This is a genomic window from Caulobacter sp. (genome assembly GCF_039596335.1).
GTDB lineage: Bacteria > Pseudomonadota > Alphaproteobacteria > Caulobacterales > Caulobacteraceae > Caulobacter.
Window position 1 is genome coordinate 439,153 of sequence record NZ_JBCNJZ010000002.1, and the last position, 25,853, is coordinate 465,005.

Below are 25,853 nucleotides of genomic sequence, written 5' to 3' on the forward strand. Positions count from 1 at the left end.
GTTCTTAGGAGCGAGGCTAACGGACCCAGGCCGCGCCGGGCAACACCGCAAGCCGAGAGGTCGTATCGGCTAAATTGGTTGACCAATTGGTACGATGTTGCGGGCGGTCTTGGTGTGAAAATAGGTTGACAAAAGTGCCATGCCAATCCAGCGTCCCGGCAACAAATAAAAGACAGTTGGGAGGCTATGATGCGTCGGATGATGATCGGCGGGGCTCGAACGGGTTCCAGCGTGCGGTTGACCACGCTTCTGCTGGCGGGAACCGCGATCCTGTTCGCCGAGCCCGCCCTCGCTCAGACCGCGCCCGCCGCCCCGGTAGAAGACACTGCGGTCGAGGAGATCGTCGTCAGCGGCATCCGCGCCTCGCTGCAGAGCGCCCTGGTCCAGAAGCGCAACGCCGACAACCTGGTCGAGGTCATCCAGGCCGAGGATATCGGCAAGCTGCCCGACCAGAACCTGGCTGAAGTCCTGGAAAACGTCACCGGCGTGCAGATCACCCGCGAGGCCGGCGTCGGCCGCGGCGTGCAGATCCGCGGCACTGACGCCAACCGCGTCGAGATCAACGGCGTGTCGACCGTCGGTTCGGGCTCGGGCCGTTCGGGTATCAGCTTCGACGACCTGGCCGCCTCGATGATCAGCGCGGTCGAGGTCGTGAAGGTGCCCGAGGCCCGCACGATCGAAGGCTCGGTCGGCGGCACGATCAACCTGAAGACCATCCGCCCGCTGGATCTGTCCAAGCCTCTGTTCGCGTTCCGCGCCCAGGCCGAAAACAGCGACCTGTCCAAGACCACGACGCCCCGCCTGTCGGGCACGGTCGGCAAGCGTTGGGACACCAGCATCGGCCAGATCGGCCTGGTCGGCAGCTTCAGCTACGCTGAGCAGGACGTCGTCGCCTTCCGCCCGCGCGTCGACCGCGACGCGGTGGTCACTCCGACCTCGGGCCGCACCAGCGCCCAGGCCTTCCCGTTCCTGCGCATCCAGTTCTTCAACCAGGATCTGGACAATTTCGAGTATGAAACCAAGAACTTCGCCGGCTCGGCCGAGTGGAAACCGAACGACAATCTGAAGTTCTATGTCGACGCGACGCTGAACAACCAGACCCGCGCCGAGCAGAGCACCAGCGTCCAGATCTCGACGGTCTCGGACAACGGCGTGGTCGACAACACCCGCAACACCGCCTTTGAGACGGTCGATCTGGGCACGGCTCAGGGCCCGAACGGCGACATCGACCTGGGCTCGGTCCAGGCCGCCCTGGCGGGGATCATCCTGCCGCGCACCAACGGCAACCTGGCGCCCTATCTGCGCACCACCAGCGACACCGGTTCGCGCCTGACCAAGAGCCGCGTCTTCTCGACCGGCGGCGAGTGGAAGGGCGAGCGTCTGACCGTCGAGGCCCAGGCGGCCCTGTCGACGTCGGACTCCACCCTGCCCAGCTTCAACACCACGCTGGAGTTCGTGAACCCCAACTCGCCGGCCCCGACCCAGGGCGTGACCCTGGCCAACGGCGTGCCGATCGAGTTCGACCTGCGCGACGGCACGTTGCAGTTCGGCATCGCGCAAGGCCAGGCCAGCACCCCGACCTCGGCCATGCTGCTGAACCCCGCCAACTACCGCCTGCAGCAGGTGGCCCAGGCGCGCAGCATCCGCGAGAACAAGGAAAAGGCGCTGCGTGTCGACGTGTCGTACGACACCAAGGGCGTGCTGCCGTTCATCAGCGCGATCAAGGCCGGCGCTCGGTGGAACGAGACGAGCGCGCTGAACGACAACATCACCGGCACGACGGGCTTCACCAATGTGACCTCGTCGTTCTATCGCCCCAGCGGCAACCTGTTCTCCGACCTGATGGTCGCCGGGCCGAACAACTTCAATGACGCCGATGGCCGGCGCCTGTGGTTCGCCGACTACATGACCCTGGACGGCGCCGCCGCCTTCAAGAATCCCGACGCCACCCTGGCGGCGCTGAACAAGGCGATCGCGGCGAGCAACGCCGCCAACGGCTCCAACATCGCCCTGCTGGGCGCGCCGACCTCGCAGGCCAGCGCCTACTTCAAGATCACCGAAGACACCAAGACCGCCTACTTCCAGGCCAATTTCGATACCGAAGTCTTCGGCACGCCCATCCGCGGCAACGCCGGCGTGCGCTACGTGCAGACCGACCTGACCTCGATCGGCAACACCGTCGCCACGGGCGGGACCTCGACCCGGGCCGAGAACGAGGCGTCCTACAAGTTCTGGCTGCCGCGCTTCAACCTGGTCGCCGAGCCGATGGACAAGGTGATCGTCCGCGCCGGCGTGGCCCGCGACATCCGCCGTCCCGACTTCAACACCCTGTCGACCTCGGTGACCTTCGCCACCAGCGAGAACACCGCCGTCAACCGCGGCAATCCGAACCTGCAGCCGGAGACGGTTCTGTCGTTCGACCTGTCGGCCGAATACTACTTCGCGCCGTCCAGCCTGATCAGCGTGGGCGTGTTCCACAAGGTGCGCGACAACCTGTTCGCCAGCGTCACCGAGAGCCCGCCGGACAACGCCGTCGGCGGCGTCGTCAACCGCAGCCGCGACCAGTCGTGCCCTGGCGGCGGCATCTACAACCCGATCGCCATCATCAACCAGAACAGCCCGGATCGCGGCCAGGTGGGCATCTGCGTGCCGCTGACCTCGACCTTCAACGTCGACGGCGAAACCACCCAGACCGGCATCGAGGCGGCGTTCCAGTACGACCTTTCGCAGTGGGAGGATCGCCTGGGCTGGGCCTCGGGCTTCGGCTTCATCGGCAACTTCACCTACCAGAAGACCGGCGGCGACGTGGCCAACTACCGGACCATCGGCCTGACCCGGAACACCACGCGCGACCTGGGCTTCACCACCCTGCCGCAGGACCGGGTCGAGCTGGAGAACCTCTCCAAGTACGCCTACAACGCGACCCTGTTCTACGAGCGCGGCGGTCTCAGCGCCCGCATGCGCTACACGTGGCGCTCGCACTTCATCAACACCGAGGCCTTCACCTCGGCCTTCGACGTGCCGCGCATCAGCGGCGATCGCGGCCAGCTGAACGCCAGCGTCAACTACGACATCAACGACTGGGCCACCCTGGGCATCGAGGGCATCAACCTGACTCGCCAGGACGCCAACGAGTACTGCATCAACGACAAGGCGCTGCTTTGCTACAACGGCCTGACCGATCGTCGGGTGGTCGTGGGCCTCAGCGTGAAATTCTAACGCCTCCCAGGGAGGGCGCCGCTTCGGCGGCGTCTCTGCGCAAACTTAAAAGCCCCGCTGCGGTGACCGCAGCGGGGCTTCTTGTTGTTGGACTGGAAGAGAAAGGAGCGGGCTCAGGCCTGGGCCGACAGGGTGGCCATGAAGCGGGCCCGGTCGTGCTGCATCCGGCGGCGGACTTCCGCGAGCGCCTCGGCCTCCTCGGCGGCCAGCATGGCCTCGAACAGGCGGTGGAAGTGGTCGCGCATGGCGGCGCGCGAAGCCTGCGGATCGCGGTTGCGCAGGGCCGACAGGATGGCGGCGTGCTCGTCGGTGCGCGAGTCCCAGTCGTGGTGGCAGACGCTCTGATAGACCTGCTTGACCTTGGGCAGCTCGTTGCGCATCCGCCAGATCAGCTTGATGCAGTACTCGACCACCGGATTGCCGGCGATGCGGGCGATGGCCTCGTGGAACTTCTGATCGGCGGCGCTGGACTGGGCGTCGGTGGTGGCCGGGTCGGACATGATGGCGACCAGGGCGTCCAGCTCGGCCAGGGCGGCCTCGTCGATATTGGCGGCGGCCAGGGCCGCGGCCTCGGCCTCGAACACCGCACGGGCGGCGGTCAGGTCGAAGGCGGTGACGTCGGGCAGGCGGCCGGCGGCGTGGGCGTCGCGCGACAGGACATAGACGCCCGAGCCGGTCTTGATCGAGATCCAGCCCAGGGTCTCCAGGGCGATCTCGGCCTCGCGGATCGTGACGCGGCTGACGTTGAAGCGTTCGGCCAGTTCGCGCTCGCCGGGCAGGCGGGCGCCGACGGGGAATTCCCCGGCCTCGATCGCCTCGCGGATCTGCTTCGCGACAGACTGATAAAGGCGTTGCTCGGACATCGGCGACTCTTAGACCTCTTTGGCTGATCAATACACCCTTCCACGGGGCGCTTCGCAAGCGTCTCTGCGGGCTGGGCCTAACGATCGATGGTGGTGAGGTGCAGGCAGCGCCGCCTTAGCGGGCGGCCTGTGCGGCTCCGGCCAGGTATGGGGCGCATCAGACCCTCCGGTTTTGACTCGGCAATCGTGTCAACCAATTGGCGCGAAATCGATCATACCAGAATGATCGCGATTTTGCTGCCGAAATGTCCGCAAGTGGTCTGGAAATTTGGTTGACGGCTTGAGCGCAACTTCCTAGCGTCAGGATCAGAGGTCGCGAAGATCCGAGCGGGAGGAATCGATGTCGAAGCCGGATCTGAAGCGCTCGCTTTGCGCGGTCGCCGTCATGGCGGCGGCCAGTGTTCCGTCCTTGGCTCTGGCCGAGTCCGCCCTGGTCCGGACCCAGGCCGAGTTCGCCTCGGCCCTGCCGCGCTTGCAGCCGGGCGACACCCTGACCCTGGCGGACGGCGAGTGGCGCGACTTCCAGATCGTGTTCATCGGAAAGGGCGCGGCCGAGCGCCCGATCACCCTGACCGCCCAGACGCCGGGCAAGGTGCTGCTGACCGGCCGCTCGAACCTCAGCCTGGCCGGCGAGCACCTGGTGGTGTCGAACCTGGTCTTCCGCGACGGCTTCTCGCCCACCGGCGAGGTCGTGTCGTTCCGCACCTCGCGCACCGAGCGCGCCAACTACAGCCGCATCACCGGCGTGGTCATCGACGGCTTCTCCAAGCCCAGCCGCGCCGACTCCGACAACTGGGTGGCGCTGTACGGCCATCACAACCGCTTCGATCACAACCAGCTGAGCGGCAAGACCAACGCCGGCACGACCCTGGTGGTGATCCGCGATCCCGAGCAGGGGCTCGAGAACCGCCACGCCATCGACCACAACTATTTCGGCGCCCGCCCGGTGCTGGGCTCGAACGGCGGTGAGACCATCCGGGTCGGCACCAGCCACGCCTCGGCCACCAGCTCGTTCACGACCGTCGAGAACAATTGGTTCGAGCACTGCAGCGGCGAGGTCGAGATCGTCTCGAACAAGTCGGGCGGCAACATCTATCGCGGCAACGTCTTCTTCGAGTCCGAGGGCGCGATGGTGCTGCGCCATGGCGACGACAATCTGGTCGAGAACAACGTCTTCATCGGCAACGGCAAGGCCAACACCGGCGGCGTGCGGGTGATCAATCGCCGCAACACCGTGCGCAACAACTACATGGAAGGCCTGGCCGGCTCGAACTTCGGCAGCGCCCTGACCATCATGTACGGCGTGCCCAACTCGCCGGTGCACCGCTATGTCCAGGTCGACGGGGCGGTAATCGAGAACAACACCCTGGTCGATGCGCGCGAGATGTCGTTCGGGGCCGGCATGGACGCCGAGCGCTCGGCCGCGCCGATCAACAGCCGCTTCGCCAAGAACCTGATCGTCAACCGCGACGGCCGCGACCCGATCCGCGTGCAGGGCGACATGAGCGGCGTCGCCTTCGAGGGCAACGTCCAGTCGCCGACCGCCACCAAGGCCCTGCCGGGCGTCGCCGGCCGCAAGGTCACGCTGGAGCGCCAGGGCGCGCTGCTGCTGCCCAAGGGCCTGAAGGACGTTGGCGTCCGCCACGACCTGAAGGTCATTCCGCGCGAGGAGACCGGCGTCAGCTGGTATCCCAAGACCCACCCCGTCGCCGCCTTGGACAGCGGCGCGGTCGTCGCCGTCGCGCCGGGCGAGGACACCCTGACCCAGGCGATCGCCAAGGCCGCGCCCGGCGACCGCCTCACGCTCCAGTCCGGGGTCTATATCGTCAACCAGGTCGTCGGCCTGGACCGCGCCGTCAGCGTTCAGGGCCCGGCCAAGGGTCGCGCCGAGATCCAGTTCTCGCGGCCCAGCCTGTTCGAACTGGAGAGCGGCGGCGCCTTGCGCCTGTCGCACGTCACGGTCACCGGCGCCCTGGCCCCCGACATCGCCGGCGCCGCCGTGATCCGGGCGGGGCAGGGCGCGGCCCAGTACCAGCTGGTCGTCGAGGACAGCGCCTTTCAGGACCTGACCGTCAACCGCAGCTTCAACGTCTTTGCCGCCGGTCCCGGCAGCCTGGCCGACCGCATCCGTCTGGAGCGGGTCACGGTCGACAGGATCACCGGCTCGGTGATTTCCGCCCACACCGAAACCGCCGACCTGGGCGCCTACAATGCCGAGGTGGTCGAGGTGATCGACAGCATCTTCCGCGACGTGGCCGGGCCGGTGCTGGACCTCTATCGCGGCGGCACGGACGAGAGCACCTTCGGGCCACGCCTGACCCTGACCGGCTCGACCTTCGAGCGCAGCGGCCAAGGTGACGGCAAGGGGGGTGAGGCCGGCGCGCTGAAGCTCTACGGCGTGCAGCGCACCGAGGCGCGCAGCAACCGTTTCGTCGACAGCGGCGCGCCCAATTTCTTCCGTCGTGTCGGCAGCCCTGTCCTCGTCTGGAGCGACAACCGCCTGCAGGGTACGCCCGACCTGATCACCAATGTTCCGTCGCTGGAGACCGCGCCATGAACCGTCCGGTCCTTCTGGCCCTGCTGGCAACCTTGTCGACCGGCGTTCCCGCCGTCGTCCTGGCCCAGGCCTCCAAGCCTGCCGCCACCGCTCGTATCGACGACGCCAAGCCGGTGCTGGTCACGCCCGACCAGTGGCGCGCCATGGCCAAGGACGGCCAGCGCTATCCGATGTTCGCCGCCGAGCAGAAGCGGGTCGAGCGCGAGGTCCGCGCCGCCATGGCCGCGGGGATCAAGGTCCCGCAGCCCCGCGACCTGGGCGGCGGCCTGACCCACGAGCAGCACAAGGGCAACTACAAGGCCCTGGCCGGGGCGGGCGCGCTGTATCGCCTGACCGGCGATGCGGCCTACGCCGACTTCGCCCGCGACCTCTTGCTGGAATACGCCAAGCTCTATCCGACCCTGAAGGACCACCCGGCCGGCAATTCGTCGGTGAAGGGGCGGCTGTTCTGGCAGGCGCTGAACGACTCCGTCTGGCTGGTCTATGGCGCGCAGGGCTATGACGCCATTCGCGACACCCTGACGCCCGAGCAGCGCCGCACGATCGACGACAACGTCTTCCGCCGCATGGCCCGCTTCCTGTCGGAAGAGAACGCGCCCTATTTCGACCGCATCCACAACCACGCCACCTGGGCCACGGCCGGGGTCGGCATGACGGGCTACGTCCTGCGCGATCCAGACCTGGTCGAGCGCGCCCTGAACGGCACGAAGAAGGACGGCAAGGCCGGCTTCCTGCGCCAGGTCGACGAGCTGTTCTCGCCCGACGGCTACTATGCCGAGGGGCCGTACTATCAGCGCTACGCCCTGGCGCCGTTCATCATCTTCGCCCGGGCGATCCAGCAGAACGAGCCGGTGCGCGGCATCTTCAAGCGCCGCGACGGCGTGCTGCTGAAGGCCGTCGACGGGGTGATCCAGTCGTCCTACGCGGGCAAGCTGTTCCCGATCAACGACGCCATGCCCGACAAGGGCCTGGACACCGAAGAGATCGTCACCGGCGTCGCCATCGCCTACGCCCAGACCCGCGATCCGGGCCTGCTGTCGATCGCCAAGGAGCAGGGCCGCACCCTGCTGTCGCCTGACGGCCTGGCCATCGCCCAGGGCGTCGCCGGCGGTGGGGCCAAGCCGTTCGACTTCCGCTCGATGGAACTGCGCGACGGTCCCAATGGCGACCTCGGCAACCTGGTGTTCCTGCGTCGCGGCGGGGCAAACGGCCAGGCGCTGGTGATGAAGAACACCCAGCAGGGCCAGGGACACGGCCACTTCGACCGCCTGAACTGGCTGTTCTACGACAACGGCCAGGCGGTCGTGCGCGACTACGGCGCGGCCCGCTTCCTCAATGTCGAGGCCAAGGGCGGCGGCGGCTATCTGGACGAGAACGACAGCTGGGCCATGCAGACCGTGGCCCACAACACCCTTGTGGTCGGCCAGAAGAGCCAGTTCGGCGCTGACTGGAAGGTGGGCGAGGAGCGTCCGACCACGCCGCTGTTCTTCAAGGCCGGCGAGGGGCTGCAGATCGCCTCGGCCCGGATGGACAAGGCCTATGACGGCGTCGTCCTGACCCGCACCCTGGCCATGGTCGAGCATCCGGACCTGGCCTATCCCGTGGTCATCGACCTGTTCCGCGCCCAGGGCGGCAAGGCGACCGACTACGACCTGCCGCTGCACTTCAACGGCCACATCGTCACCGCCTTCGACGCCGAGCACTCGGTCCGCGAACGGCCGGTGCTGGGCCAGGACTCCGGCTACCAGCACCTGTGGGTCGACGCTGTCGCCGCGCCTTCCGACAAGACCCGCAGCCTGACCTGGCTGCTGGGCGGGCGGTTCTACACCTACCGCTTCGGGGCCTCGGCCCCGATCAGCGCCCTGCTGGTCGAAAGCGGCGCCAACGATCCCAACTTCAACCTGCGGCGCGAGCCGGCCTTGATCCAGCGGATGCTGGGCCAGGCCCAGGCGAGCTTCTTCTCGGTGCTGGAGCCGCATGGCGCCTATGACCCGACCGCCGAGACAGTGGCGGGTAGCACCAGCCGCATCCGCGACATCGCCCGCAAGCGCGGCGAGGGGGCCGAGGTGATCGTGCTGACCCTGGCCTCGGGCCGAAAGCTGGCGCTGGCCGTGGCCGACGATGTTTCCAAGACCGCCACCCACGCCGTGCGGATCGACGGCCAGGCCTACGAGTGGACCGGGCCCTACGCCCGGTTCGACCGCTGAGGAGATGACGATGAAGTCCGGCATGAGGTGGGTCATCATCGGCCTGATCGCGGTCGCCACCGTGGTCAACTACATCGACCGCAACGCCCTGGCGGTGATGTGGCCCGAGATCGCGTCCGAGGTGGGCGCCACCAAGGATGACTACGCCCTCCTGGTCACCATCTTCATGCTGTTCTACGCCTTGGGGCAGTTCGTGTTCGGCAAGCTGTTCGACGCCATCGGCGTGCGGCTGGGCTTCGCCCTATCGATCGGCTTCTGGTCGATCTCGATCATGCTGCACGCCCTGGCCAATTCGATCCTGTCGTTCAGCATCTTCCGCGCCATGCTGGGGATCAGCGAGGCCGGCGCCTGGCCCGGCGCGGTCAAGGCCAATGCCGAGTGGTTTCCGGCCAAGGAACGCGCCCTGGCCCAGGGCATCTTCAACGCCGGCGCCTCGGTCGGGGCCATCATCTCCGCGCCGCTGATCGCCCTGATCTTCCTGTGGCTGGGCTGGAAGGGGACCTTCCTGCTGGTCGGCGTGCTGGGCTTCATCTGGCTGCTGCCGTGGCTGGTGATCTATCGCGCCGGTCCCGACCGCCACCCCTGGGTCAGCGACGCCGAGCGCGCGCTGATTCTGGACAAGCCGACAGCCCACGCGACCGACGAGGCCTTGGCCCCACCCTATGTGCCGACCCTGAAGCAGCTGCTGTCGCACCGCCAGAGCTGGGGCGTGATCCTGTCGCGCTTCTTCCTCGATCCGATCTGGTGGCTGTTCGTCTCCTGGCTGCCGATCTACCTGGCCGAGACCTTCAACTTCGACATCAAGCAGATCGGCATCTTCGCCTGGGTGCCCTATGTCGGCGCGATGATCGGCAGCATGCTCGGCGGCTGGTTGTCGGGCTGGCTGATCAAGTCGGGCCATGAGCCGGGCATGGCCCGCAAGCTGACCGTCACCCTGGGCGGCCTGATCATGATCCCGTGCCTGATCGCGGCGCCGAACATGACCGATCCGACCCTGGCGGTCCTGGTCATCGCCGGCGTGCTGCTGGGCTTCCAGATCGCCATCGGCAACATCCAGACCATCCCCGGCGACCTGTTCGACGGCCGATCGGTCGGCTCGCTGGCCGGCGTCGGCGGCATGGCGGCGGTGGCCGGCACGCTGATCACCACCTGGCTGGTCCCGGTGATGACCAAGGTCTCCTACGGCCCGATCTTCATCCTGGTCGCCGCCCTGGTTCCCCTTTCCATCCTCTCCCTGTGGTTCGTCACCGGTCGCATCGCGCCGGTCCAGGCGAACGCTTCCCGCACTCTGAAGGACAACTGAACATGCGCCTCAAGGACAAGGTCGCCATCGTCACCGGCGGTGGCCGCGACATCGGCCGCGACGTCTCCCGCGTACTGGCCCGCGAAGGCGCCAAGGTCGTGATCAACTTCGCCAATGACGAGGCCAGCGCGGCCGAGACGCTGGCCAGCATCAAGGCGGCAGGCGGCGAGGCCATCGTGCATCGCGCCGACGTGACGACGGCCGCCGGCGTCGACTCCCTGGTCGCCGCGGCCAAGGCCGCCTACGGCGACAAGATCGACATCCTGGTCAATCTGGCCGGCGGCATGGTCGAGCGCCGGCAGCTGGCCGACATCGACGAGGCCTTCTTCGACAAGGTCATGACCCTGAACCTGAAGTCGGCCTATCTGACGACCCGGGCCGTGGCCCCGCTGATGCCCGAGGGCTCGTCGATCATCAACTTCTCGTCCCAGGCCGGCCGTGACGGCGGTGGTCCCGGCGCCTCGATCTACGCGACGTCGAAGGGCGCGCTGATGACCTTCACCCGCTCGATGGCCAAGGAACTGGGTCCCAAGGGCGTGCGGGTCAACAGCCTGTGCCCGGGCATGATCGCCACCAGCTTCCACGACACTTTCACCAAGCCGGAAGTACGCACGGCGGTGGCCGGCAACACCCCGCTGCGCCGCCAGGGGCGTCCCGAGGAAGTCGCCGAGACCGTGGCCTATCTGGCCTCGGACGCCGCCTCGTTCGTGACCGGCGCCAATATCGACATCAATGGCGGGATGTTCTTCTCGTGATGCGCCGCGGGCCCGCTTCGATCGCGCTCCTGCTGGCGCTCGCCGGCGGGCCCGCCTTCGCTCAGAAGGCCGCCGAATGGCGGCCGGCCTGGACCGCAGCCGCGGCTCCCGCCCGGTTCGACGTCGACGCCGCCAAGGCGCCGATCGGCTACCAGGACCAGACCATCCGCCAGGAGCTGAGGATGGGCGTGGCGGCCAAGGCCTTGCGCCTGCGGATCAGCAACGAGGTGGGCGCCGAGCCCCTGACCCTGCGCAACCTGACCGCCGCCGGTCCCGACGGCCGGATCGTCCCGGTGACGTTCGGCGGTGCGCGCGAGATCGTCGTGCCGGTCGGGGTGGCCCTGGTCAGTGATCAGCTGCCGATCGCGGTCAAGCGCGCCGACCTGCTGAGCGTCAGCCTGCACGCGCCGGGTCCGACGCGCGGCGTGGTGCGCCGCACCGCCGTCCGGATTGGCGCCGGCGACGCGCCGGTCTCGGCCAATGCGGAACTGCACCGCCGCCAGAGCTTCATCTCCGCCGTCTACGGCCAGACCGACAAGCCGCCGGCCGTGGTGGTGGCGTTGGGCGACTCGATCACCGAGGGCTCCAGCGCGACCCTGGGCGCCGAGGCTGACTGGCCGTCGGTCCTGAACCGCCGTTTCGAGGCCGCTTGCCCGGGCGCCTATGTCGTCGCCAACGCCGGCATCAGCGGCAACCAGGTCGTCCGCGACGGCCGCAGCCCCAATGTCCGCGCGCGCCTGGACCGTGACGTGCTCTCGCTGCCGGGCGTCACCCACGTGATCCTGATCGAGGGCATCAACGACATCCGCCACGACGGCGACCCCGCCAATGTCGGCCGCAGCGCCGAGGAGGTCATCGCCGCCTACCGCCAAATCATTGCCCGCCTGCACCTGCGCGGCATCAAGGTCATCGGCGGCACGCTGACCGGCTTCGAGGGCTCGGAGCGCTTCGACGAACGCTCGGAGACCGCGCGCAAGGCCCTCAACGCCTTCATCCGCGGCAGCGGCGAGTTCGACGGCGTGGTTGACTTCGACAAGGCCCTCCAGGACCCGGCCAAGCCCCTGGCCATGCGCGCCGACTGGGCCCGCGACGATCGGCTGCATCCCAACGACCAGGGCTATACGGCCATGGCGAAGGCCATCGACCTGTCGGCGTTCAATCGCCCGGGCGCGGCCTGCGGCCCTACGGCTTCACGTCGATGATCACCCGCTTGTAGCGGGTCAGGCGCGGGGTCCCGTTGTCGGTGACGGCCAGGATCACGTGGATGGTGCCGTCGCCCGGCGCCTTCACGCGGTCGGTCTTGACGATCAGCGAGGCCTTGGCCTGGTCGAAGCCCTTGATCGGCAGCTTCACGCCCGTGTTGTTGTTGGCCATCGGCCGGGTGCCGGCCTCTTCGTAGACGAACCATTCGTAGGACAGGGCGTCGCCGTCCGGGTCGCTGGAGGCCGTCGCCGACAGGTCGACGCGCTGGCCGGGCTTGGCGGTCAGGGTCTCGGGATGATCCAGGCGCGGGACCGGCGGGTGGTTGGCCTGGGCGTAGGGCTTGATGGTCCAGTCCATGCGCGCGGCGAAGTCGTTCTGATAGGCCGAGCGCCAGCGCCAGACCGTGGCGTGGTTGCTGGTCTGCCACTTGTTGTCCAGGCCCAGCACCTCGTCGGTCGCAGTGGTCCAGATCGGCCGGGTCTCGGGCGCGAAGAACCAGCGGTCGGTGCGCGGGGTGTAGAGCTCGTAGCGGCCGCCCCAGCCGCCCCAATCGGGATGATCGGGCGAGCCCAGACCGTTCTGCACCAGGTACAGGAACGACGGGGTGTCGCCCTCCATCTGGAACTTCCAGTTCGGATAGGCCTCGCCCAGCGGGCCCTTGGCGCGGATGTTGGTGTTCAGCCACTCGTTGGTGACCAGCGAATAGTCGGCCCCGCCGAAGCGGCCGTGGAAGTTGTCGCCGCTGATGCCGATCCAGGTGGACTGGTGGAAGTTGGGGCCCGGATTGACGATGTAGAACAGGCCCGGGAACTCGTTGCGGATCCAGGGGCCGCTGTCGTCCTGGTCGGAGATCGCATAGACGCGCAGCTTGGCGACGAAGCGGTCGACCTGCGCCTTCGTGCGGGTCTGGCGCACCTTCCACAGGGCCTGGGCCAGCACGCCGGGACCGCCCCAGACGGTGACCCAGACGGGACGCGGATCGTCGCGGTCGACGGCCTTGATCAGGGCGTCCGAACCGGCGGTGTCGTTGCCCTTGCCGATGACGGCCGCGCCGTCCTTGACCGGGCCGGTCGAGATGCGGGCGCGCAGGTCGGCGGCGTGCGGGAAGCCCGGCTCGTGCAGTTCCAGATTGGCCTGCACCTTCTCATAGGCGTTCAGCACCTCGTGGATGCGCTCGGGGAAGACGCCGCCGCTGTTGGCCGTGGCGATCAGGGCCTCGATGTCGAACTGGTTGCTGTAGGTCATCAGCCGGACCAGCGACTGCTTGTCGTCCGGGTCACCGCCGATGTCGGTCAGCACGACCAGGCGGGTCTTGCCATAGGCGGGCGTCGCTGCGGCAGGACCGGCCGGCGCCGGGGCGGCCAGGACGGGCGTGGCCGCCGCGCTCAAGGCCAGGGCGGCGGCGAGGGTCCAGGAGATGGGCGAGCGACGGGCCATGCGATTTCCTCCCGGCGCAACTGGTATGATCATCGCGCCATATTAGGCGGGTAGCATCTCCCACCCGCCCGACGCAACTAGCGCTTCTGGGTCTTCTTCGCCGCCGCCTGGGCGATGTTCAAGGCCGCGGCCTCGCGGATCAGCGCCTTGAAGGCCTCGGCGTCGATCTCCGCGCCTTCGGGGAAGTCGATGGCCCGCCGGACATTGCCCTCCAGGCTGGAATTGAACAGGCCCGTCGGATCGGCCAGGGCCGCGCCCTTGGCGAAGGTGGTCTTGACGTAGGCCTTGTAGACCTCGCCGGTGCAGATCAGGCCGTCGTGCGACCAGACCGGCTTGCCCCACTTCCACTCCTCGATCCCGTCCGGGTCGGCCTCGCGGATCAGCTGGCGCATCCGGGCCAGGGTGGCGCCGCGCCAGTCGGTCAGCTCGGCGATGCGCCGGTCAATCAGCTGCGAGGCGGGGACGCCTTCGTCCTCGGGGGCGGTCTTCTTCATGGCGTCCTCACATGCGCTCGCCGGGCAGGCGGCTGGCCTGGGCGATCCAGTCGGCCAGCTGGGCCTCGTCGATCGCATCGCCCTCGTGGATGTGGAAGTAACGCACCTTGGCCTGCTTGGAGGTCACGGGCGGCAGGGGCGTGATGTCCGCCCCGTTGAAGAAGGCCACCTTCACGTACTTGGCGAAGACGTGGACGCCCAGGAACCAAGTCCCTTCGGCGTCGGCCGCGCCATACATCGGCGAGTTCCACTTCACGGCCTTGCGTACGTCGGGCACGGTCTTGCTGATCAAGGCGTCCAGCTGGGCGCCGACCGCGCTCTTCCAGCCGGGCATGGCGGCGATATAGGCCTGCACCGGGGCGTCGCCATAGCCCTTGGCGATCTGCGGATTGCCGCCCGAGAGCAGTACGGGATCCTTAGCCATCCAGGCCTCCCAGCACCGGTTCCAGCTTGTCGAGGAACGCCTTCCACCCGGCCATGGCGCCGCCGAAGGCCTGCTTCTGGTCGGGGCGGAACCCGGCCTGCTCGACCCGCAAGTGCGTGCCGGTCGCTGTCGGGGTCAGGGTGAAGGTCACGACGCTGCGCAGGTCATAGGCGGGGTCCTCGTGCTTGAAGTTCCAGCTGTAGGCCAGGGCCCGTTCCGGCTCCAGGGTCAGAACCTTGCAGTCCAGCACCCCGCCCCACTCGCCGCGCAGGTTGAAGCGGTGGCCGACCTGAGGCGCGAAGTCGTTCTGCATCAGCCATTCGGCGATCAGGTGCGGCTGAGTCAGGGCCCGCCACAGCTTGGCCGGCGGGTGGGCGATGTCGCGCTCGATGACGACGGAGCGGGTATCGGTCATTGGTCCATCCTGGTGAGCAGGTCTTCCAGCCGGTCGAGGCGGCCTTCCCAGAACGCGGCCATGTCGCGGGTCCAGTCGGTGAGTGGAGCCAGGGCGGCGGGGCGGGCGCTGTAGTGGGTCTGGCGGCCTTCGTGGCGATCGCTGACCAGGCCGGCCAGCTTCAGGGCCGAGAGATGCTTGGACACCGCCGGCTGCGAGACCCCGGCCTGGGCGGTCAGGGCCCCGACCGTCTGCTCGCCCTCGCGGCACAGGCGCTCGAACAGCGCCCGCCGGGTTGGGTCGGCCAGGGTGCGGAACAGCAGGTCTGAGGTGGGGTCTGTGTGCAACGCATAACTCTTCGGCTATGAATTAATTCATAGCCCCGGAGTTATGAATGAGTCAAGCGATCCTCCCCCGCATCGCGGGGGAGCATCTGGTGGGTTCAAGCCCCAGCCATCTCCGCCACCACCTTCAGCGCCGCTTCGCGCGGATCGTTGGCGGCGGTGATCGGGCGGCCGCAGACCAGGTGGCTGGCGCCGGCGCGCAGGGCGTCGGCAGGCGTGGCGGCGCGGGCCTGGTCGTTCTTGGCTGACCAGCCGGGGCGCACGCCGGGGGTGACGATCAGGAAGTCAGGACCAGCAATCTCACGCGCCAGGGCGGCCTCGTGCGGCGAGGAAACGATGCCGTCGACGCCGCACTCGACCGCCTGGCGAACGCGGCGTTCGACCAGGTCGCGGGCGCTGAAGCTGTAGCCCATCTCGACCAGGTCGGCGTCGGTCAGGCTGGTCAGCACGGTGACGGCCAGGATCTTCAGCGAGGACTCGCCGCGCGCCTTGACCGCGGCCTTCATCACCTGAGGCTCGGCGTGGACGGTCAGCAGATCGCAGCCGCTCTGGGCCAGCACCCGCGCCGAGCGCTCCACGGTCGCGCCGATGTCGTGCAGCTTCCAGTCCAGGAAGATCGACTTGCCGCTGGCTTTCAGCTCGTGGGCCAGGGCCATGCCGTCGCTGGCCAAGAGCTCCAGGCCGATCTTGTAGAACGACACCGTGTCGCCCAGGCGCTCGACCATCGCCCGCGCGTCGTCCGTGGTCGGCAGGTCCAGCGGGATGATCAGGCGCGGGTCGGCGGTCATGGGCTGGTTCCCTGGGGGTTGGCGCGCAACAGTGTTCGCCCTAGGAAGGACGAAGGTTGGGGCGCGAGTTATAAAGGCGAGGACGGCGAATGGACGAGGCGAAGCTGGCCGTCAACTTCTTCGTCGCGCTGTTTGCTTTGATCGACCCGATCGGCAACGTGCCGCTGTTCGCCGCCGCCACCCTGGGCGCGGCCGCCGCGGGCCGCCGGATGGTCGCCGTCTATATCGGCCTCTTCATGATGGCCTTCCTGATCTTCTTCTATTTCACCGGCGTAGGCCTCTTGGCCTTCTTCGGCATCTCGATGCAGGCCTTCCGCATCGCCGGCGGCATCATCCTGTTCATTCTGGGCCTGGACATGGTGCGCGACGACTTCACCACCATGTTCGCCGACGCCGCCGAGGGGATCGAGGACCAGTCGCCGCGCGCCTACGCCAAGCAGCGCTTCGAGCGGCTGATCGTGCCGTTCGCCATGCCGCTGCTGATCGGGCCGGGCGCGATCTCGACCGTGATCATCTACGCCGCCGAGGCCAAGCCGCTGGGCTGGACCGGGGCGGGCATCGGCGTGGGCGTGATCGTCGCCGTCTCGGCCGTGGTCGTGGCCGCCTTCTGGGCCGCGCCGCTGATCAGCCGGGTGCTGGGCCGCATCGGCATGAGCATCGTGGTTCGGGTGCTGGGCCTGATCCTGTGCGCCCTGGCCGTCCAGTTTGTGCTGGTCGGGGTCGGCGACGCCACGCGCGGCCTGATCAACAACGAGGCCAAGGCTCCCTACGCCGAGAAGCCCTAGACACTGCCCCTGGGCGAGGCCCATATCCCCGGCATGTACGATGCCGACGTCATCATCGCCGGAGCCGGCATGGCCGGGTCCACGCTGGCTCTGGCCCTCGCTTCGGGCGGCCTGAAGCCGCTCCTAGTCGACCCGCAGCCGTTCGACGCCCAGCTGGCGCCGACCTTCGACGGCCGCAGCTCGGCCATCGCCTATTCCAGCTTCCGCCAGTGGCGGGCGATCGGCGCGGGCGAGGCCCTGGCCCCTCACGCCCAGCGCATCGAGCAGATCCTGGTCACCGACGGCCGCACGCCGGGCGCCGCGGCCCGCAAGCCGCTGCCGGGCTTCCTGCGCTTCGATTCTTCAGAGATCTCCGGCCGCATCGACGGCGAGCCGTTGGGCTATCTGGTCGAGAACCGCCAGATCCGTGCGGCGCTATCGCAAGCCGTCATCGACCAACAGATCCCGGTCATCGCCCCGATGGCGGCGACCAACCTGGAAGTGACTCCCGGCGCGGCGCGCCTGACCCTCTCGGACGGTCGCGTCCTGACGGCCCCGCTGGCGGTCAGCGCGGAGGGCCGAGGCTCGGTCCTGCGCAAGGCCGCCGGCATCGGCCAGATCGGCTGGGGCTATGGCCAGTCGGGCGTGGTCTGCACGGTCAAGCTGGAGAAACCGCACGAAGGCGTCGCCCACGAATATTTCCTGCCCAGCGGCCCGTTCGCCATCCTGCCGCTGACCGATGATCGCGCCAGCCTGGTCTGGACCGAAAGCACCGCCCGGGGCGAGGCCCTGCGCGGCTCTTCGCCCGAGGCCTTTCACGCCCATCTGATGCGCCGGTTCGGCGACTTCTTAGGGACCGTCGAGGTGGTCGGCCCGGTGTTCGTCTATCCGCTGTCGCTGTCGCTGGCCGAACGCATGGTCGCCCCGCGCCTGGCCTTGATCGGCGACGCCGCCCACGGCGTTCACCCGATCGCCGGCCAAGGTCTGAACCTGGGCCTGAAGGACGCAGCCGCCTTGGCCGAGGTGCTGGTCGAGGCCATCCGCAATGGCGAGGACATCGGGGCCGAGGCGGTGCTGGAGCGCTATGCCCGCTGGCGGCGATTCGACACGGTGACCAACGCCCTGGCCTTCGACGCCTTCGTGCGGGTGTTCTCGAATGACAATCCGCTGCTGCGCGTCGCGCGTGGGGCGGGCCTGGCGGTGGTCAATCGCATCGCACCGGCAAGAAGGTTCTTCATGCACGAAGCCGGCGGCGGGGTGGGCGATCTGCCCAAGCTGCTGCGGGGGGAGGCTCTCTAGCCCCCTCCGTGCTTCGCGCTCCTCCCCCAAAGGGGGAAGACGAATACCTTCCGCCCGCCTTTGGGGGCGGACGACCTGCGTAAGCAGGTCAGGTGGGGGGAGCTTACTCGCTCAGTTCCCGCGCCTCTTCCGGCAGCATGATCGGCACGCCGTCGCGGATCGGATAGGCCAGCTTGGCCGAGCGGCTGATCAATTCGCCGGCGGCGCGGTCGTATTCCAGGGCGCCGCGGGTGACCGGGCACACCAGCACTTCCAGCAGGCGCGGATCAACGTCGATTGTGGGGGCAGGGGCTTCGCTCATGACGCCTCTCTACTGGATCGAAGTCGGTTCGTCATCGTCCCCGGCGGCCGCGTCGATCTCCAGCAACGCCGTAAGGGTCGCCTTGCGCTCGAAGATGGTCTCGGCCTCCAGCAGGGCCTGTTTCTCCAACGGATCGAACGGCAGGGCCATGGCCAAGCTGTTGATCAGGGCGTCGGACGGAGCGCTCTCGGCGTCGCCCCAGTCGATGGCCAGGCCGCGGTGGTCGAGATAGCGGCGCAGGGCGCTCAGCAGCCTGTCGATGTCGGCGGCTGTACGCGCGCCGCTCTGCTCCTCGCGCAGGTCCGGCTCGAACGGGGCGAAGTCGGCTCGCACCTGGCGATAGGGCGTGCGCACCGGCAACTCCTCGCCCGTGCGGAAGCGGCAGACGCCGGTCAGGGTGATCAGGTAGCGGCCGTCGCTGGTCTCGGCGAAGCTGGTCACGCGGCCGGCGCAGCCGACCGGCGCCAGGGCCGGGGTCTGCAGGTCCGGCGCCTGGTGCGGACGGGTCTGGACCATGCCGATGATCCGCTCGCCCGACATGGCGTCGTCCAGCATGTTCAGATAGCGCGGCTCGAAGATGTTCAGGGGCAGCTGCCCGCCGGGCAGCAGCAATACGCCGTCCAGCGGGAACACCGGGATCACCAGTGGCAGGTCGCCGAGCTTGCGATAGGTCCCCTGCATCCAATGCTCCCTTGTCTGTTTATCCAGGTCTAGCTGAACAGGATCGAGGACAGCTTGCGGCGGCCCTGCTTGGCGACCTCGGACGTGGGTCCGGCCGCCTCGAAGACGGTCAGCAGCTGCTTGCGCGCCGCGTCGTCGTTCCAGGCACGGTCGCGCGCGATGATGGCCAGAAGGTGGTCGGCGGCGTCGTCCAGGTGACCGGCGCCGGCCAGGGCCTTGGCCAGCTCGAAGCGGGCCTCGTGGTCGTCGGGATCGGCGGCCAGGCGCTGTTCGAAGGCGGCGGTTTCGGACGGGGCGGCGTCAGCGAGCGTAAGCGCAGCGCGAGCGGCGTCCAGATCCGGATCCTTGGCGTTCGGCGGGGCCATGGCCACGACTTCCGCCGCGCCTTCCAGGTCGCCGCCCAACACATAGGCGCGGGCCATGCCGCCCAGGGCCTGGAGGTTCTCGGGATCGGTCTGCAGGGCTTGGGCGAAGGCCTGGGCCGCGCCGCCGATGTCGCCGATCTCCAGCGATTCCTTGCCCATGGCGATCAACTCGTCGATGGCGCTGGGGCCGGCCGGACCGGTCAGTTTCTCGATGAACGCCTTGACCTGGCTCTCGGGCAGGGCGCCCTGGAACGCGTCCACGGGGCGGCCGTCGACGAAGGCGTAGACCGTGGGGATGGACTGAACGCGCAGCTGGCCCGCGAAGCCCGGATTGGCGTCGACGTCGATCTTGACCAGCTTGACCGCGCCGTTGGCGGCGCCGACGACCTTTTCCAGGGCTGGCGTCAGCTGGCGGCACGGGCCGCACCAGGTGGCCCAGAAGTCGACGATGACCGGCTGGACCTTCGAGGCCTCGATCACGTCGGCCATGAAGCTGGCGTCGGTGCCGTCGGTGATGTGTTCGCTTTTAGCGCCATGTCCATGAGGAGGGGGCGCAGGCTTTTCGCCGATCAGCATCGGGTCTCTCGTGTACTCAAGATAGGGAACGCGTCAGCCGCCAAGATGGTCCCTGGCGCGTCGCGGCGCAATGATTGGTTCGCGTGTTACGCGACCACTTCCATGGCCTCGAAGTCGACGATCATCGGCGCGATGTCGAGGGCGGCCAGGAACTTGCGGAAGTCGGCCTGGGACACCGCCGTGGTGGCGTCGTTGCCGAGGGGATGGAAGTTGACCGGGTCGGACTCCGCCAGCGCCTTGTCCAGCACGAAGCGCAGGCGCTTTTCGGTGTCGTTGATCAGGCCGAAGGCGGTGACCGAGCCGGGCGTCACGCCCAGGGTCTCGACCATCATCTCCTGCGGACCGAACGACAGCCGGCCCGAGCCGATCACGTGGTGCAGCTTCTTCAGGTCGATGGTTGTCTCGCCCAAGGCCGAGATCAGCCACAGCTGGCCCTTGGCGTCCTTGAGGAACAGGTTCTTGGTGTGACCGCCGGGCAGGGCCTTCTTGATCTCCAGACCCTCCTCGACGCGGAACACCGGCGGGTGGTCGAGGGTCGAGTGCGCGACGTCGTGGGCGTCGAAGAAGGCGAACAGGTCGGAGCGGGTCTTCATGCGGTCTCTCTAGACGGCTCAATACTGGCAGGGCTAGACCTGACAGCAGATAGGGCAGGAACGACCCGAGCAAAGGACCGGCATGGAACTGGAGTGCTACCCCACCGAGAACCGTCCGCCGGAAATCGTGCCCGGCCGGCCGCAGCGCGCCTGGATGGACCGGTTCGCCGAGCGCCATCCCTATCGCTGCCTGCCGCTGACCATGGCCAACACCACCGGCTGGGACATCATCTGCCCGGTGGGCTTCTCGATGACCTGGGATGGCGGGGCGCACCAGGAGTGCATCAAGTTCCAGCCCGACCATCCGTATCCGGGCTTCACCGACTTCGTGAAGTCGCACTTCACGCGCGGGGTCGTGACCTTCCACACCGGCTATTTGTTCCGCACCCCGCCGGGCTGGTCGCTGATGGCCATGGGCCCGCCCAATCACATCAAGGACGGTATCCAGCCGCTGGCCGGGGTGATCGAGACCGACTGGCTGCCGTTCCCCTTCACGATGAACTGGATGTTCACGCGGCCGGGCACGGTGCGGTTCGAGAAGGGCGAGACCTTCTGCTTCATCATGCTGATGCAGGACAAGCCGATGGAGGCCTTCCAGCCGGTCATCAAGTCGATGAACGCCAATCCCGAGCTGCGTCGCCAGTACGACGTCTGGGCCGAGAAGCGCACCGAGTTCAACAACCTGATCTTCAAGCGAGATCCTGAAGCCACCAAGGAGGCCTGGCAGCGCTTCTACTTCAAGGGCGAATACCCGGAAGAGATCCAGGCCGAGGCGCCCAGCCACCACGTCAACAAGCGGCGGATGAAGTCGCCGAAGGTGGGGGTTTAACTAAAGCTGTCATCCCGGGCGGCGAAGCCGAGCCGGGACCGCAGGAAGCTCGGAGCTTTCCGCGGTCCCGGCTCTCCGCTGCGCTGCGGCCGGGATGACAGGTCTTCAGGTCAGCCGCCGATCATGTTGCCGTAGCCGATCACCACGGTGGCGCCGACCAGCAGGGCCACGCCTGTCCAGACCATGTTGCGCACGGCGGGGCGGGCGTCCTTCCACTCCTTGAAGGCGAAGCCCCACAGGGTGCCGAAGATGATGATCGAGGCCATGTGCAGGGTCCAGCTGGAGAAGCCGAAGCGGCCCATCTGGCTCTCGCCCATGGTGTAGAAGAAGAACTGGAAGTACCAGGCGGTGCCGGCCAGAGCGCACAGCAGCCAGTTGGCCAGCAGCGGGGCCTTGGAGCCGTCTTCGGCCGTCTTGCCAGCCCACTCGCCGGCGCTCTTGTTCTTCAGGATCAGATAGCCGCACCAGGCGCCGTTGGTGATCAGGCCACCGAACATCACCAGGCACAGCGCCGGCAGGCCGGTCCACAGCGGGCCGGTGCCGGCCGCGGCCGACAGGGCCTTGATCGGTTCGCCAGCGGCGAGACCAAAGGCGAAGCAGGCCGACATGATGCCCGAGAAGATCGCCACGGCGACGCCCTTCTTGAAGTCGAACTCGGCGACGGCTTCGGTCTTCTGCTCCGGGGTCAGGTCATCGTCCTTCTTGGCCCCGGCCAGGGCGACCACGATGATGCCGGCCAGGGTCATCAGCAGACCCAGCAGGATGATGCGGCCCGACGGCGTGCCCAAGAGGTCATGCGCGAACGTGCCGCGCACGATCGGCGGGATCAGGGTGCCGAACACCGTGCACAGGCCCAGCACGACGGCCATGCCCAGGGACAGGCCCAGATAGCGCATGGTCAGGCCGTAGGTCAGGCCGCCAAAGCCCCACAGGACACCGAACAGCACGCACAGGCCGACGACGTTCGACGGCACCTGGCTCATCACGCCCAGCAGGTCGTTGGTGCGGATCGAGGCGAACAGCCACGGCGCGATCAGCCAGGAGAACACCCCGCCGGTCAGCCAATAGATCTCCCACGACCAGCGTTTGACGCTGCGATAGGGAACGTAGAAGCTGGCCGAGGCCAGACCGCCCAGCCAGTGGAACAGCACGCCCAGAAGCGGATTGGCGATCATGCGCGGGCCTCGCCCATCGTACCGGTTCCCGGCATCAGTTCCTCCGTCTTGTAGTCTCAAAATATGAGATGATTGCCTATATGATGGAGGTTTTTCACGGCGTGGCTAGTCCCTAGCGACAAAGTCGTGCAAGGAAGCGCCGTTCACTACGGACCCGGCCTCGTCTCGAGCGTCGGGTGGCTATCCCGGCCGCCGATCCGCCGGGAAACCCGAGCCGCCGCTGCGGCGGCTCATCCCAGATGAAACCCGAATGTCCGTCATCGCTTCTGCGCGCCAGCAATGGCTCGCCTCGCCCCGCCGCGATCTGCTGGCGGGGACCGTCGTCGCCCTGGCCCTGATCCCCGAGGCCATCGCCTTCTCGATCATCGCCGGGGTCGATCCGGCCGTCGGCCTCTACGCCAGCTTCGTCATCGCTGTGACTATCGCCTTCGTCGGCGGCCGGCCGGCGATGATCTCGGCCGCCACCGGGGCCATGGCCCTGCTTATGGGCGGCCTCGTCCGCGACCATGGCCTGGAATATCTGTTCGCCGCCTCGATCCTGTGCGGCCTGTTCCAGATCGTCATCGGCCTGCTGCGCCTGGGCCGTTACATCCGCTTCGTCAGCAAGAGCGTGATGACCGGCTTCGTCAATTCGCTGGCCATCCTGATCTTCCTGGCCCAGATGCCCGAGCTGATCGGCCACAACTGGCAGACCTGGGCGATGACCGCCGCGGGTCTGGTGATCCTCTACACCTTCCCGCGCCTGACCAAGGCCGTGCCCGCGCCGCTGGTCGCCATCGTGGTGCTGAGCGGTTTCGCCATGCTGACCGGCCTGCCGGTGCGCACCGTCGGCGACATGGGCCAGCTGCCGACCGCCTTCCCGGTCTTCCACCTGCCCGACGTGCCCCTGACCTGGGAGACCCTGCGGATCATCACCCCGGTCTCGGCGACCCTGGCCTTCGTCGGCCTGCTGGAGAGCCTGCTGACCGCCAACCTGATCGACGACGTCACCGACACCGCCTCGGACAAGGACCGCGAAACGCGCGGTCAGGGGATCGCCAATATCCTGTCGCCGCTGTTTGGCGGCATGGCCGGCTGCGCCATGATCGGCCAATCGATGATCAATGTCGGCTCAGGCGCGCGCGGACGGCTGTCGACCCTGTGGGCCGGCCTTTTTCTGCTGTTCCTGATCCTGGTGCTGCGCGACTGGGTGGCGAAGATTCCGATGGCCGCCCTGGTGGCGGTGATGATCATGGTCTGTATCGGCACGTTCGACTGGAACTCGATCCTGAAGCTGCGCTCCAACCCACCGCAGTCGTCGATCGTCACGGCCGCCACCACCCTGACCGTGGTCGCCACCCACGACCTCTCCAAGGGCGTCGTGCTGGGCGTGGTGCTGTCGGCGATCTTCTTCATGCGCAAGGTCGGCAAGACCATCGCGGTGACCGAGCTGGACGCGCCGGAGGGGACGTTGCGGTACAGGGTCGGCGGCCAGCTGTTCTTCGCCTCGGCCGACGTCTTCGCCGCCGCCTTCGAGCATCACGGCCACCCGAGCCGCGTCGAGATCGACATGACCGACGCGCGGCTGTGGGACCTGACCGGCGTGGCGGCCCTGGACAAGGTGGTGTTCCGCTATCGCCGCCAGGGCGCGGAGGTGGTGGTCACCGGCATGGACGCCGCCGAGCGCACCCTGGTCGAGCGGGTCGGCCGCCACGACAAGGATCACTTGCCGGTTGGGGCGGGGCACTGAGGAGCCCCCGAAACGCTCATCCCCGCGAAAGCGGGGACCCAAGCTGATTTTCGGGTCTTGGTGGGGTCGTGAGCGGACTTGCTGACGCCGCTTGGGTCCCCGCTTTCGCGGGGATGAGCGGCGTATTTGCTAAACCGCCTTCACCGCGCTCACGATCGACTTCACCACCTTCTTGACCAGGGCGGGGTCGTCGCCCTCGGCCATGATGCGGATCAGGGGTTCGGTGCCCGAGGCGCGGACGACGATGCGGCCGGCGCCGTTTAGCTGGCTCTCGCCGTCGGCGATGGCTTCCTTGACGGTCTTAGCCTCCAGCGGCTTGCCGCCGGCGAAGCGGACGTTTTCCAGGAGCTGCGGCACGGGTTCGAACTGGCGGCCCAGGGCGCTCATCGGCTTGTCGGTCTGGATCATCACCGCCAGCACCTGCAGCGCGGCGATCAAACCATCGCCCGTGGTCGAGAAGTCCGACAGGATCAGGTGGCCCGACTGCTCGCCGCCGACATTGAAGCCGCCTTCGCGCATGCGCTGCATGACATATCTGTCGCCCACGGCGGTGCGCTCCAGCGACAGACCCAGGCCGTTCAACTGACGCTCGAGTCCCAGGTTCGACATCACCGTGGCCACGACGCCGCCGCCCTTCAGGCCGCCGCTCTTGGCGAAGGCCCCGGCGATGATGGCCATGATCTGGTCGCCGTCGACGACCACGCCCTTCTCGTCGCAGATCACCAGGCGGTCGGCGTCGCCGTCCAACGCTATGCCAATGTCGGCGCGGTACTCGCGGACCATCTTGGCCATGGCCTCGGGATGGGTCGAGCCGCACTCCTCGTTGATGTTGGTGCCGTCGGGATTGTCGCCCAGGGCGATGACCTCGGCGCCCAGCTCATAGAGGGCGGTCGGGGCGACCTTGTAGGCCGCGCCATTGGCGCAATCGATGACGATGCGCAGGCCCGACAGGTTCAGGTGACGCGGGAAGGTCGCCTTGACGATCTCGACATAGCGGGCCTGGGCGTCGTCGATGCGCTTGACGCGGCCCAGGTCGCGCGGGGCGGCGAGGCCTTCCTGCAGGCCCTCGTCCATCAGGGCTTCGATCTTCAGCTCCTGCTCGTCCGACAGCTTGTAGCCGTCGGGGCCGAACAGCTTGATGCCGTTGTCGGCGAAATTGTTGTGGCTGGCCGAGATCATGATCCCGAGGTCGGCGCGCATCGAGCGGGTCATCATCGCGACGGCCGGGGTGGGCAGCGGGCCGAACAGGCGCACGTCCATGCCGACGCTGGTCAGGCCGGCCACCAGGGCGGGCTCGATCATGTAGCCCGACAGGCGGGTGTCCTTGCCGATCACCACCAGGTGGCGGCGCTCGTCCTGCGAGCGGAACAGCTTGCCGGCCGCCAGGCCGACGCGCAGGGCGACCTCGGCCGTCATCGGATGCTTGTTGGCCTGGCCGCGGATGCCGTCGGTGCCGAAATAGGCGCGCTTGCTCATCGTATTCTCGTCTCTTCAGGACCGCGAAACGATCCGAAATGCAGATTTATGGGAAGCGATCTTGAGCGAGTGCTAAA

23 protein-coding genes and 1 other annotated feature are annotated in these 25,853 nt (G+C 67.8%); of the genes, 10 read left to right on the forward strand and 13 right to left on the reverse strand.

Features of this window, described 5'->3' with window-relative positions; all coding sequences use genetic code 11:
• Positions 1–189 precede the first annotated feature (189 nt).
• Entirely contained in the window at positions 190–3,219 is a 3,030-nt protein-coding gene (locus ABDW31_RS06145) for a TonB-dependent receptor (RefSeq protein ID WP_184715532.1), read from the forward strand.
• A 113-nt stretch (positions 3,220–3,332) separates the two neighbouring features.
• Here the strand turns inward: ABDW31_RS06145 and ABDW31_RS06150 are convergent, their stop codons facing one another.
• On the reverse strand, positions 3,333–4,082 hold the full coding sequence (locus tag ABDW31_RS06150) for an FCD domain-containing protein (protein ID WP_172268278.1): 750 nt from the start codon (positions 4,080–4,082) through the stop codon (positions 3,333–3,335).
• Between the two features lie 340 nt (positions 4,083–4,422).
• Between ABDW31_RS06150 and ABDW31_RS06155 the strand changes: the two genes are divergently transcribed.
• Genes ABDW31_RS06155 through ABDW31_RS06175 form a run of 5 tightly spaced genes read left to right on the forward strand, consistent with a single transcriptional unit; the run spans position 4,423 to position 12,106 of the window.
• Positions 4,423–6,639 (forward strand): polysaccharide lyase 6 family protein, encoded by a 2,217-nt coding sequence (locus ABDW31_RS06155; protein ID WP_184715534.1) that lies wholly within the window; start codon positions 4,423–4,425, stop codon positions 6,637–6,639.
• Positions 6,636–8,846 carry an alginate lyase family protein gene (locus tag ABDW31_RS06160; protein WP_184715536.1) on the forward strand — a complete coding sequence of 737 codons (2,211 nt, stop codon included), beginning with the start codon at positions 6,636–6,638 and terminating at the stop codon, positions 8,844–8,846. The genes ABDW31_RS06155 and ABDW31_RS06160 overlap by 4 nt, the downstream gene beginning before the upstream one ends.
• Before the next feature lie 22 nt (positions 8,847–8,868).
• The gene (locus ABDW31_RS06165) at positions 8,869–10,149 is read left to right on the forward strand and encodes an MFS transporter (RefSeq protein ID WP_343698429.1); all 1,281 of its coding nucleotides are present in this window, start codon (positions 8,869–8,871) and stop codon (positions 10,147–10,149) included.
• Positions 10,150–10,151: 2 nt separating this feature from the next.
• Positions 10,152–10,904 carry a glucose 1-dehydrogenase gene (locus ABDW31_RS06170; RefSeq protein WP_184715540.1) on the forward strand — a complete coding sequence of 251 codons (753 nt, stop codon included), beginning with the start codon at positions 10,152–10,154 and terminating at the stop codon, positions 10,902–10,904.
• Positions 10,904–12,106 carry an SGNH/GDSL hydrolase family protein gene (locus ABDW31_RS06175; RefSeq protein ID WP_184715542.1) on the forward strand — a complete coding sequence of 401 codons (1,203 nt, stop codon included), beginning with the start codon at positions 10,904–10,906 and terminating at the stop codon, positions 12,104–12,106. The genes ABDW31_RS06170 and ABDW31_RS06175 overlap by 1 nt, the downstream gene beginning before the upstream one ends.
• Here ABDW31_RS06175 and ABDW31_RS06180 read toward each other — a convergent pair.
• From ABDW31_RS06180 to pyrF, 6 genes are all read right to left on the reverse strand, one after another.
• The gene (locus tag ABDW31_RS06180) at positions 12,087–13,544 is read right to left on the reverse strand and encodes a nucleoside hydrolase-like domain-containing protein (RefSeq protein ID WP_184715544.1); all 1,458 of its coding nucleotides are present in this window, start codon (positions 13,542–13,544) and stop codon (positions 12,087–12,089) included. The two genes, ABDW31_RS06175 and ABDW31_RS06180, sit on opposite strands and share 20 nt — an antisense overlap.
• A 77-nt stretch (positions 13,545–13,621) precedes the next feature.
• Complete coding sequence (locus ABDW31_RS06185) at positions 13,622–14,038, reverse strand: DUF1801 domain-containing protein (RefSeq protein ID WP_184715546.1); 417 nt, start codon at positions 14,036–14,038, stop codon at positions 13,622–13,624.
• Positions 14,039–14,045: 7 nt separating this feature from the next.
• Positions 14,046–14,462 (reverse strand): DUF1801 domain-containing protein, encoded by a 417-nt coding sequence (locus ABDW31_RS06190; protein ID WP_184715548.1) that lies wholly within the window; start codon positions 14,460–14,462, stop codon positions 14,046–14,048.
• Positions 14,455–14,877, reverse strand: a complete 423-nt coding sequence (locus tag ABDW31_RS06195; RefSeq protein ID WP_184715550.1) for an SRPBCC domain-containing protein — start codon at positions 14,875–14,877, stop codon at positions 14,455–14,457. The genes ABDW31_RS06190 and ABDW31_RS06195 overlap by 8 nt, the downstream gene beginning before the upstream one ends.
• A complete protein-coding gene (locus ABDW31_RS06200; RefSeq protein ID WP_184715552.1) occupies positions 14,874–15,203 on the reverse strand; it encodes a metalloregulator ArsR/SmtB family transcription factor in 330 nt (109 codons plus the stop codon). Before ABDW31_RS06200 ends, ABDW31_RS06195 begins: the two co-directional genes overlap by 4 nt.
• Before the next feature lie 95 nt (positions 15,204–15,298).
• Positions 15,299–15,988 (reverse strand): orotidine-5'-phosphate decarboxylase, encoded by a 690-nt coding sequence (gene pyrF, locus ABDW31_RS06205; RefSeq protein ID WP_184715554.1) that lies wholly within the window; start codon positions 15,986–15,988, stop codon positions 15,299–15,301.
• 89 nt (positions 15,989–16,077) lie between these two features.
• On the opposite strand from pyrF, the gene ABDW31_RS06210 reads away from it, so the two are divergent.
• Positions 16,078–16,773, forward strand: a complete 696-nt coding sequence (locus ABDW31_RS06210) for a MarC family protein (RefSeq protein ID WP_184715556.1) — start codon at positions 16,078–16,080, stop codon at positions 16,771–16,773.
• Positions 16,774–16,806: 33 nt separating this feature from the next.
• Entirely contained in the window at positions 16,807–18,051 is a 1,245-nt protein-coding gene (locus ABDW31_RS06215) for a UbiH/UbiF/VisC/COQ6 family ubiquinone biosynthesis hydroxylase (RefSeq protein ID WP_184715558.1), read from the forward strand.
• Between the two features lie 103 nt (positions 18,052–18,154).
• On the opposite strand, the gene ABDW31_RS06220 is transcribed toward ABDW31_RS06215, so the two are convergent.
• The 4 genes from ABDW31_RS06220 to ABDW31_RS06235 form a co-directional block, all read right to left on the reverse strand.
• The gene (locus ABDW31_RS06220; RefSeq protein ID WP_184715560.1) at positions 18,155–18,352 is read right to left on the reverse strand and encodes a Trm112 family protein; all 198 of its coding nucleotides are present in this window, start codon (positions 18,350–18,352) and stop codon (positions 18,155–18,157) included.
• A gap of 9 nt (positions 18,353–18,361) precedes the next feature.
• Complete coding sequence (locus ABDW31_RS06225) at positions 18,362–19,033, reverse strand: LON peptidase substrate-binding domain-containing protein (RefSeq protein WP_184715562.1); 672 nt, start codon at positions 19,031–19,033, stop codon at positions 18,362–18,364.
• 29 nt (positions 19,034–19,062) lie between these two features.
• The gene (locus ABDW31_RS06230; protein ID WP_184715564.1) at positions 19,063–19,974 is read right to left on the reverse strand and encodes a co-chaperone YbbN; all 912 of its coding nucleotides are present in this window, start codon (positions 19,972–19,974) and stop codon (positions 19,063–19,065) included.
• A gap of 86 nt (positions 19,975–20,060) precedes the next feature.
• The gene (locus tag ABDW31_RS06235) at positions 20,061–20,567 is read right to left on the reverse strand and encodes a prolyl-tRNA synthetase associated domain-containing protein (RefSeq protein ID WP_184715566.1); all 507 of its coding nucleotides are present in this window, start codon (positions 20,565–20,567) and stop codon (positions 20,061–20,063) included.
• Between the two features lie 82 nt (positions 20,568–20,649).
• On the opposite strand from ABDW31_RS06235, the gene ABDW31_RS06240 reads away from it, so the two are divergent.
• A complete protein-coding gene (locus ABDW31_RS06240; RefSeq protein ID WP_172266434.1) occupies positions 20,650–21,396 on the forward strand; it encodes a DUF6065 family protein in 747 nt (248 codons plus the stop codon).
• A gap of 110 nt (positions 21,397–21,506) precedes the next feature.
• Here the strand turns inward: ABDW31_RS06240 and rhaT are convergent, their stop codons facing one another.
• Positions 21,507–22,571 (reverse strand): L-rhamnose/proton symporter RhaT, encoded by a 1,065-nt coding sequence (gene rhaT, locus ABDW31_RS06245; protein WP_184715568.1) that lies wholly within the window; start codon positions 22,569–22,571, stop codon positions 21,507–21,509.
• A gap of 147 nt (positions 22,572–22,718) precedes the next feature.
• Positions 22,719–22,781: a sequence feature (sul1 is cis-regulatory element that is thought to sense ions involved in sulfur or methionine metabolism; They are found in Alphaproteobacteria), on the forward strand.
• Positions 22,782–22,821: 40 nt separating this feature from the next.
• On the opposite strand from rhaT, the gene ABDW31_RS06250 reads away from it, so the two are divergent.
• Positions 22,822–24,300, forward strand: a complete 1,479-nt coding sequence (locus ABDW31_RS06250; RefSeq protein ID WP_184715570.1) for a SulP family inorganic anion transporter — start codon at positions 22,822–22,824, stop codon at positions 24,298–24,300.
• A gap of 129 nt (positions 24,301–24,429) precedes the next feature.
• Here the strand turns inward: ABDW31_RS06250 and glmM are convergent, their stop codons facing one another.
• Positions 24,430–25,776 (reverse strand): phosphoglucosamine mutase, encoded by a 1,347-nt coding sequence (gene glmM / locus ABDW31_RS06255; protein WP_184715572.1) that lies wholly within the window; start codon positions 25,774–25,776, stop codon positions 24,430–24,432.
• Positions 25,777–25,853: the final 77 nt, after the last annotated feature.

Bases quoted from the DNA above. Each gene is read 5' to 3' on its own strand.
- ABDW31_RS06225 (WP_184715562.1), bottom strand. From the start codon at position 19,033: ATGCAGGGGACCTATCGCAAGCTCGGCGACCTGCCACTGGTGATCCCG.
- glmM (WP_184715572.1), bottom strand. From the start codon at position 25,776: ATGAGCAAGCGCGCCTATTTCGGCACCGACGGCATCCGCGGCCAGGCC.
- ABDW31_RS06175 (WP_184715542.1), top strand. From the start codon at position 10,904: ATGCGCCGCGGGCCCGCTTCGATCGCGCTCCTGCTGGCGCTCGCCGGC.
- ABDW31_RS06215 (WP_184715558.1), top strand. From the start codon at position 16,807: ATGTACGATGCCGACGTCATCATCGCCGGAGCCGGCATGGCCGGGTCC.
- rhaT (WP_184715568.1), bottom strand. From the start codon at position 22,571: ATGATCGCCAATCCGCTTCTGGGCGTGCTGTTCCACTGGCTGGGCGGT.
- ABDW31_RS06220 (WP_184715560.1), bottom strand. From the start codon at position 18,352: ATGAGCGAAGCCCCTGCCCCCACAATCGACGTTGATCCGCGCCTGCTG.
- ABDW31_RS06195 (WP_184715550.1), bottom strand. From the start codon at position 14,877: ATGACCGATACCCGCTCCGTCGTCATCGAGCGCGACATCGCCCACCCG.
- ABDW31_RS06180 (WP_184715544.1), bottom strand. From the start codon at position 13,544: ATGGCCCGTCGCTCGCCCATCTCCTGGACCCTCGCCGCCGCCCTGGCC.
- ABDW31_RS06230 (WP_184715564.1), bottom strand. From the start codon at position 19,974: ATGCTGATCGGCGAAAAGCCTGCGCCCCCTCCTCATGGACATGGCGCT.
- ABDW31_RS06185 (WP_184715546.1), bottom strand. From the start codon at position 14,038: ATGAAGAAGACCGCCCCCGAGGACGAAGGCGTCCCCGCCTCGCAGCTG.
- ABDW31_RS06235 (WP_184715566.1), bottom strand. From the start codon at position 20,567: ATGAAGACCCGCTCCGACCTGTTCGCCTTCTTCGACGCCCACGACGTC.
- ABDW31_RS06160 (WP_184715536.1), top strand. From the start codon at position 6,636: ATGAACCGTCCGGTCCTTCTGGCCCTGCTGGCAACCTTGTCGACCGGC.
- pyrF (WP_184715554.1), bottom strand. From the start codon at position 15,988: ATGACCGCCGACCCGCGCCTGATCATCCCGCTGGACCTGCCGACCACG.
- ABDW31_RS06155 (WP_184715534.1), top strand. From the start codon at position 4,423: ATGTCGAAGCCGGATCTGAAGCGCTCGCTTTGCGCGGTCGCCGTCATG.
- ABDW31_RS06240 (WP_172266434.1), top strand. From the start codon at position 20,650: ATGGAACTGGAGTGCTACCCCACCGAGAACCGTCCGCCGGAAATCGTG.
- ABDW31_RS06150 (WP_172268278.1), bottom strand. From the start codon at position 4,082: ATGTCCGAGCAACGCCTTTATCAGTCTGTCGCGAAGCAGATCCGCGAG.
- ABDW31_RS06145 (WP_184715532.1), top strand. From the start codon at position 190: ATGCGTCGGATGATGATCGGCGGGGCTCGAACGGGTTCCAGCGTGCGG.
- ABDW31_RS06165 (WP_343698429.1), top strand. From the start codon at position 8,869: ATGAGGTGGGTCATCATCGGCCTGATCGCGGTCGCCACCGTGGTCAAC.
- ABDW31_RS06170 (WP_184715540.1), top strand. From the start codon at position 10,152: ATGCGCCTCAAGGACAAGGTCGCCATCGTCACCGGCGGTGGCCGCGAC.
- ABDW31_RS06190 (WP_184715548.1), bottom strand. From the start codon at position 14,462: ATGGCTAAGGATCCCGTACTGCTCTCGGGCGGCAATCCGCAGATCGCC.
- ABDW31_RS06250 (WP_184715570.1), top strand. From the start codon at position 22,822: ATGTCCGTCATCGCTTCTGCGCGCCAGCAATGGCTCGCCTCGCCCCGC.
- ABDW31_RS06210 (WP_184715556.1), top strand. From the start codon at position 16,078: ATGGACGAGGCGAAGCTGGCCGTCAACTTCTTCGTCGCGCTGTTTGCT.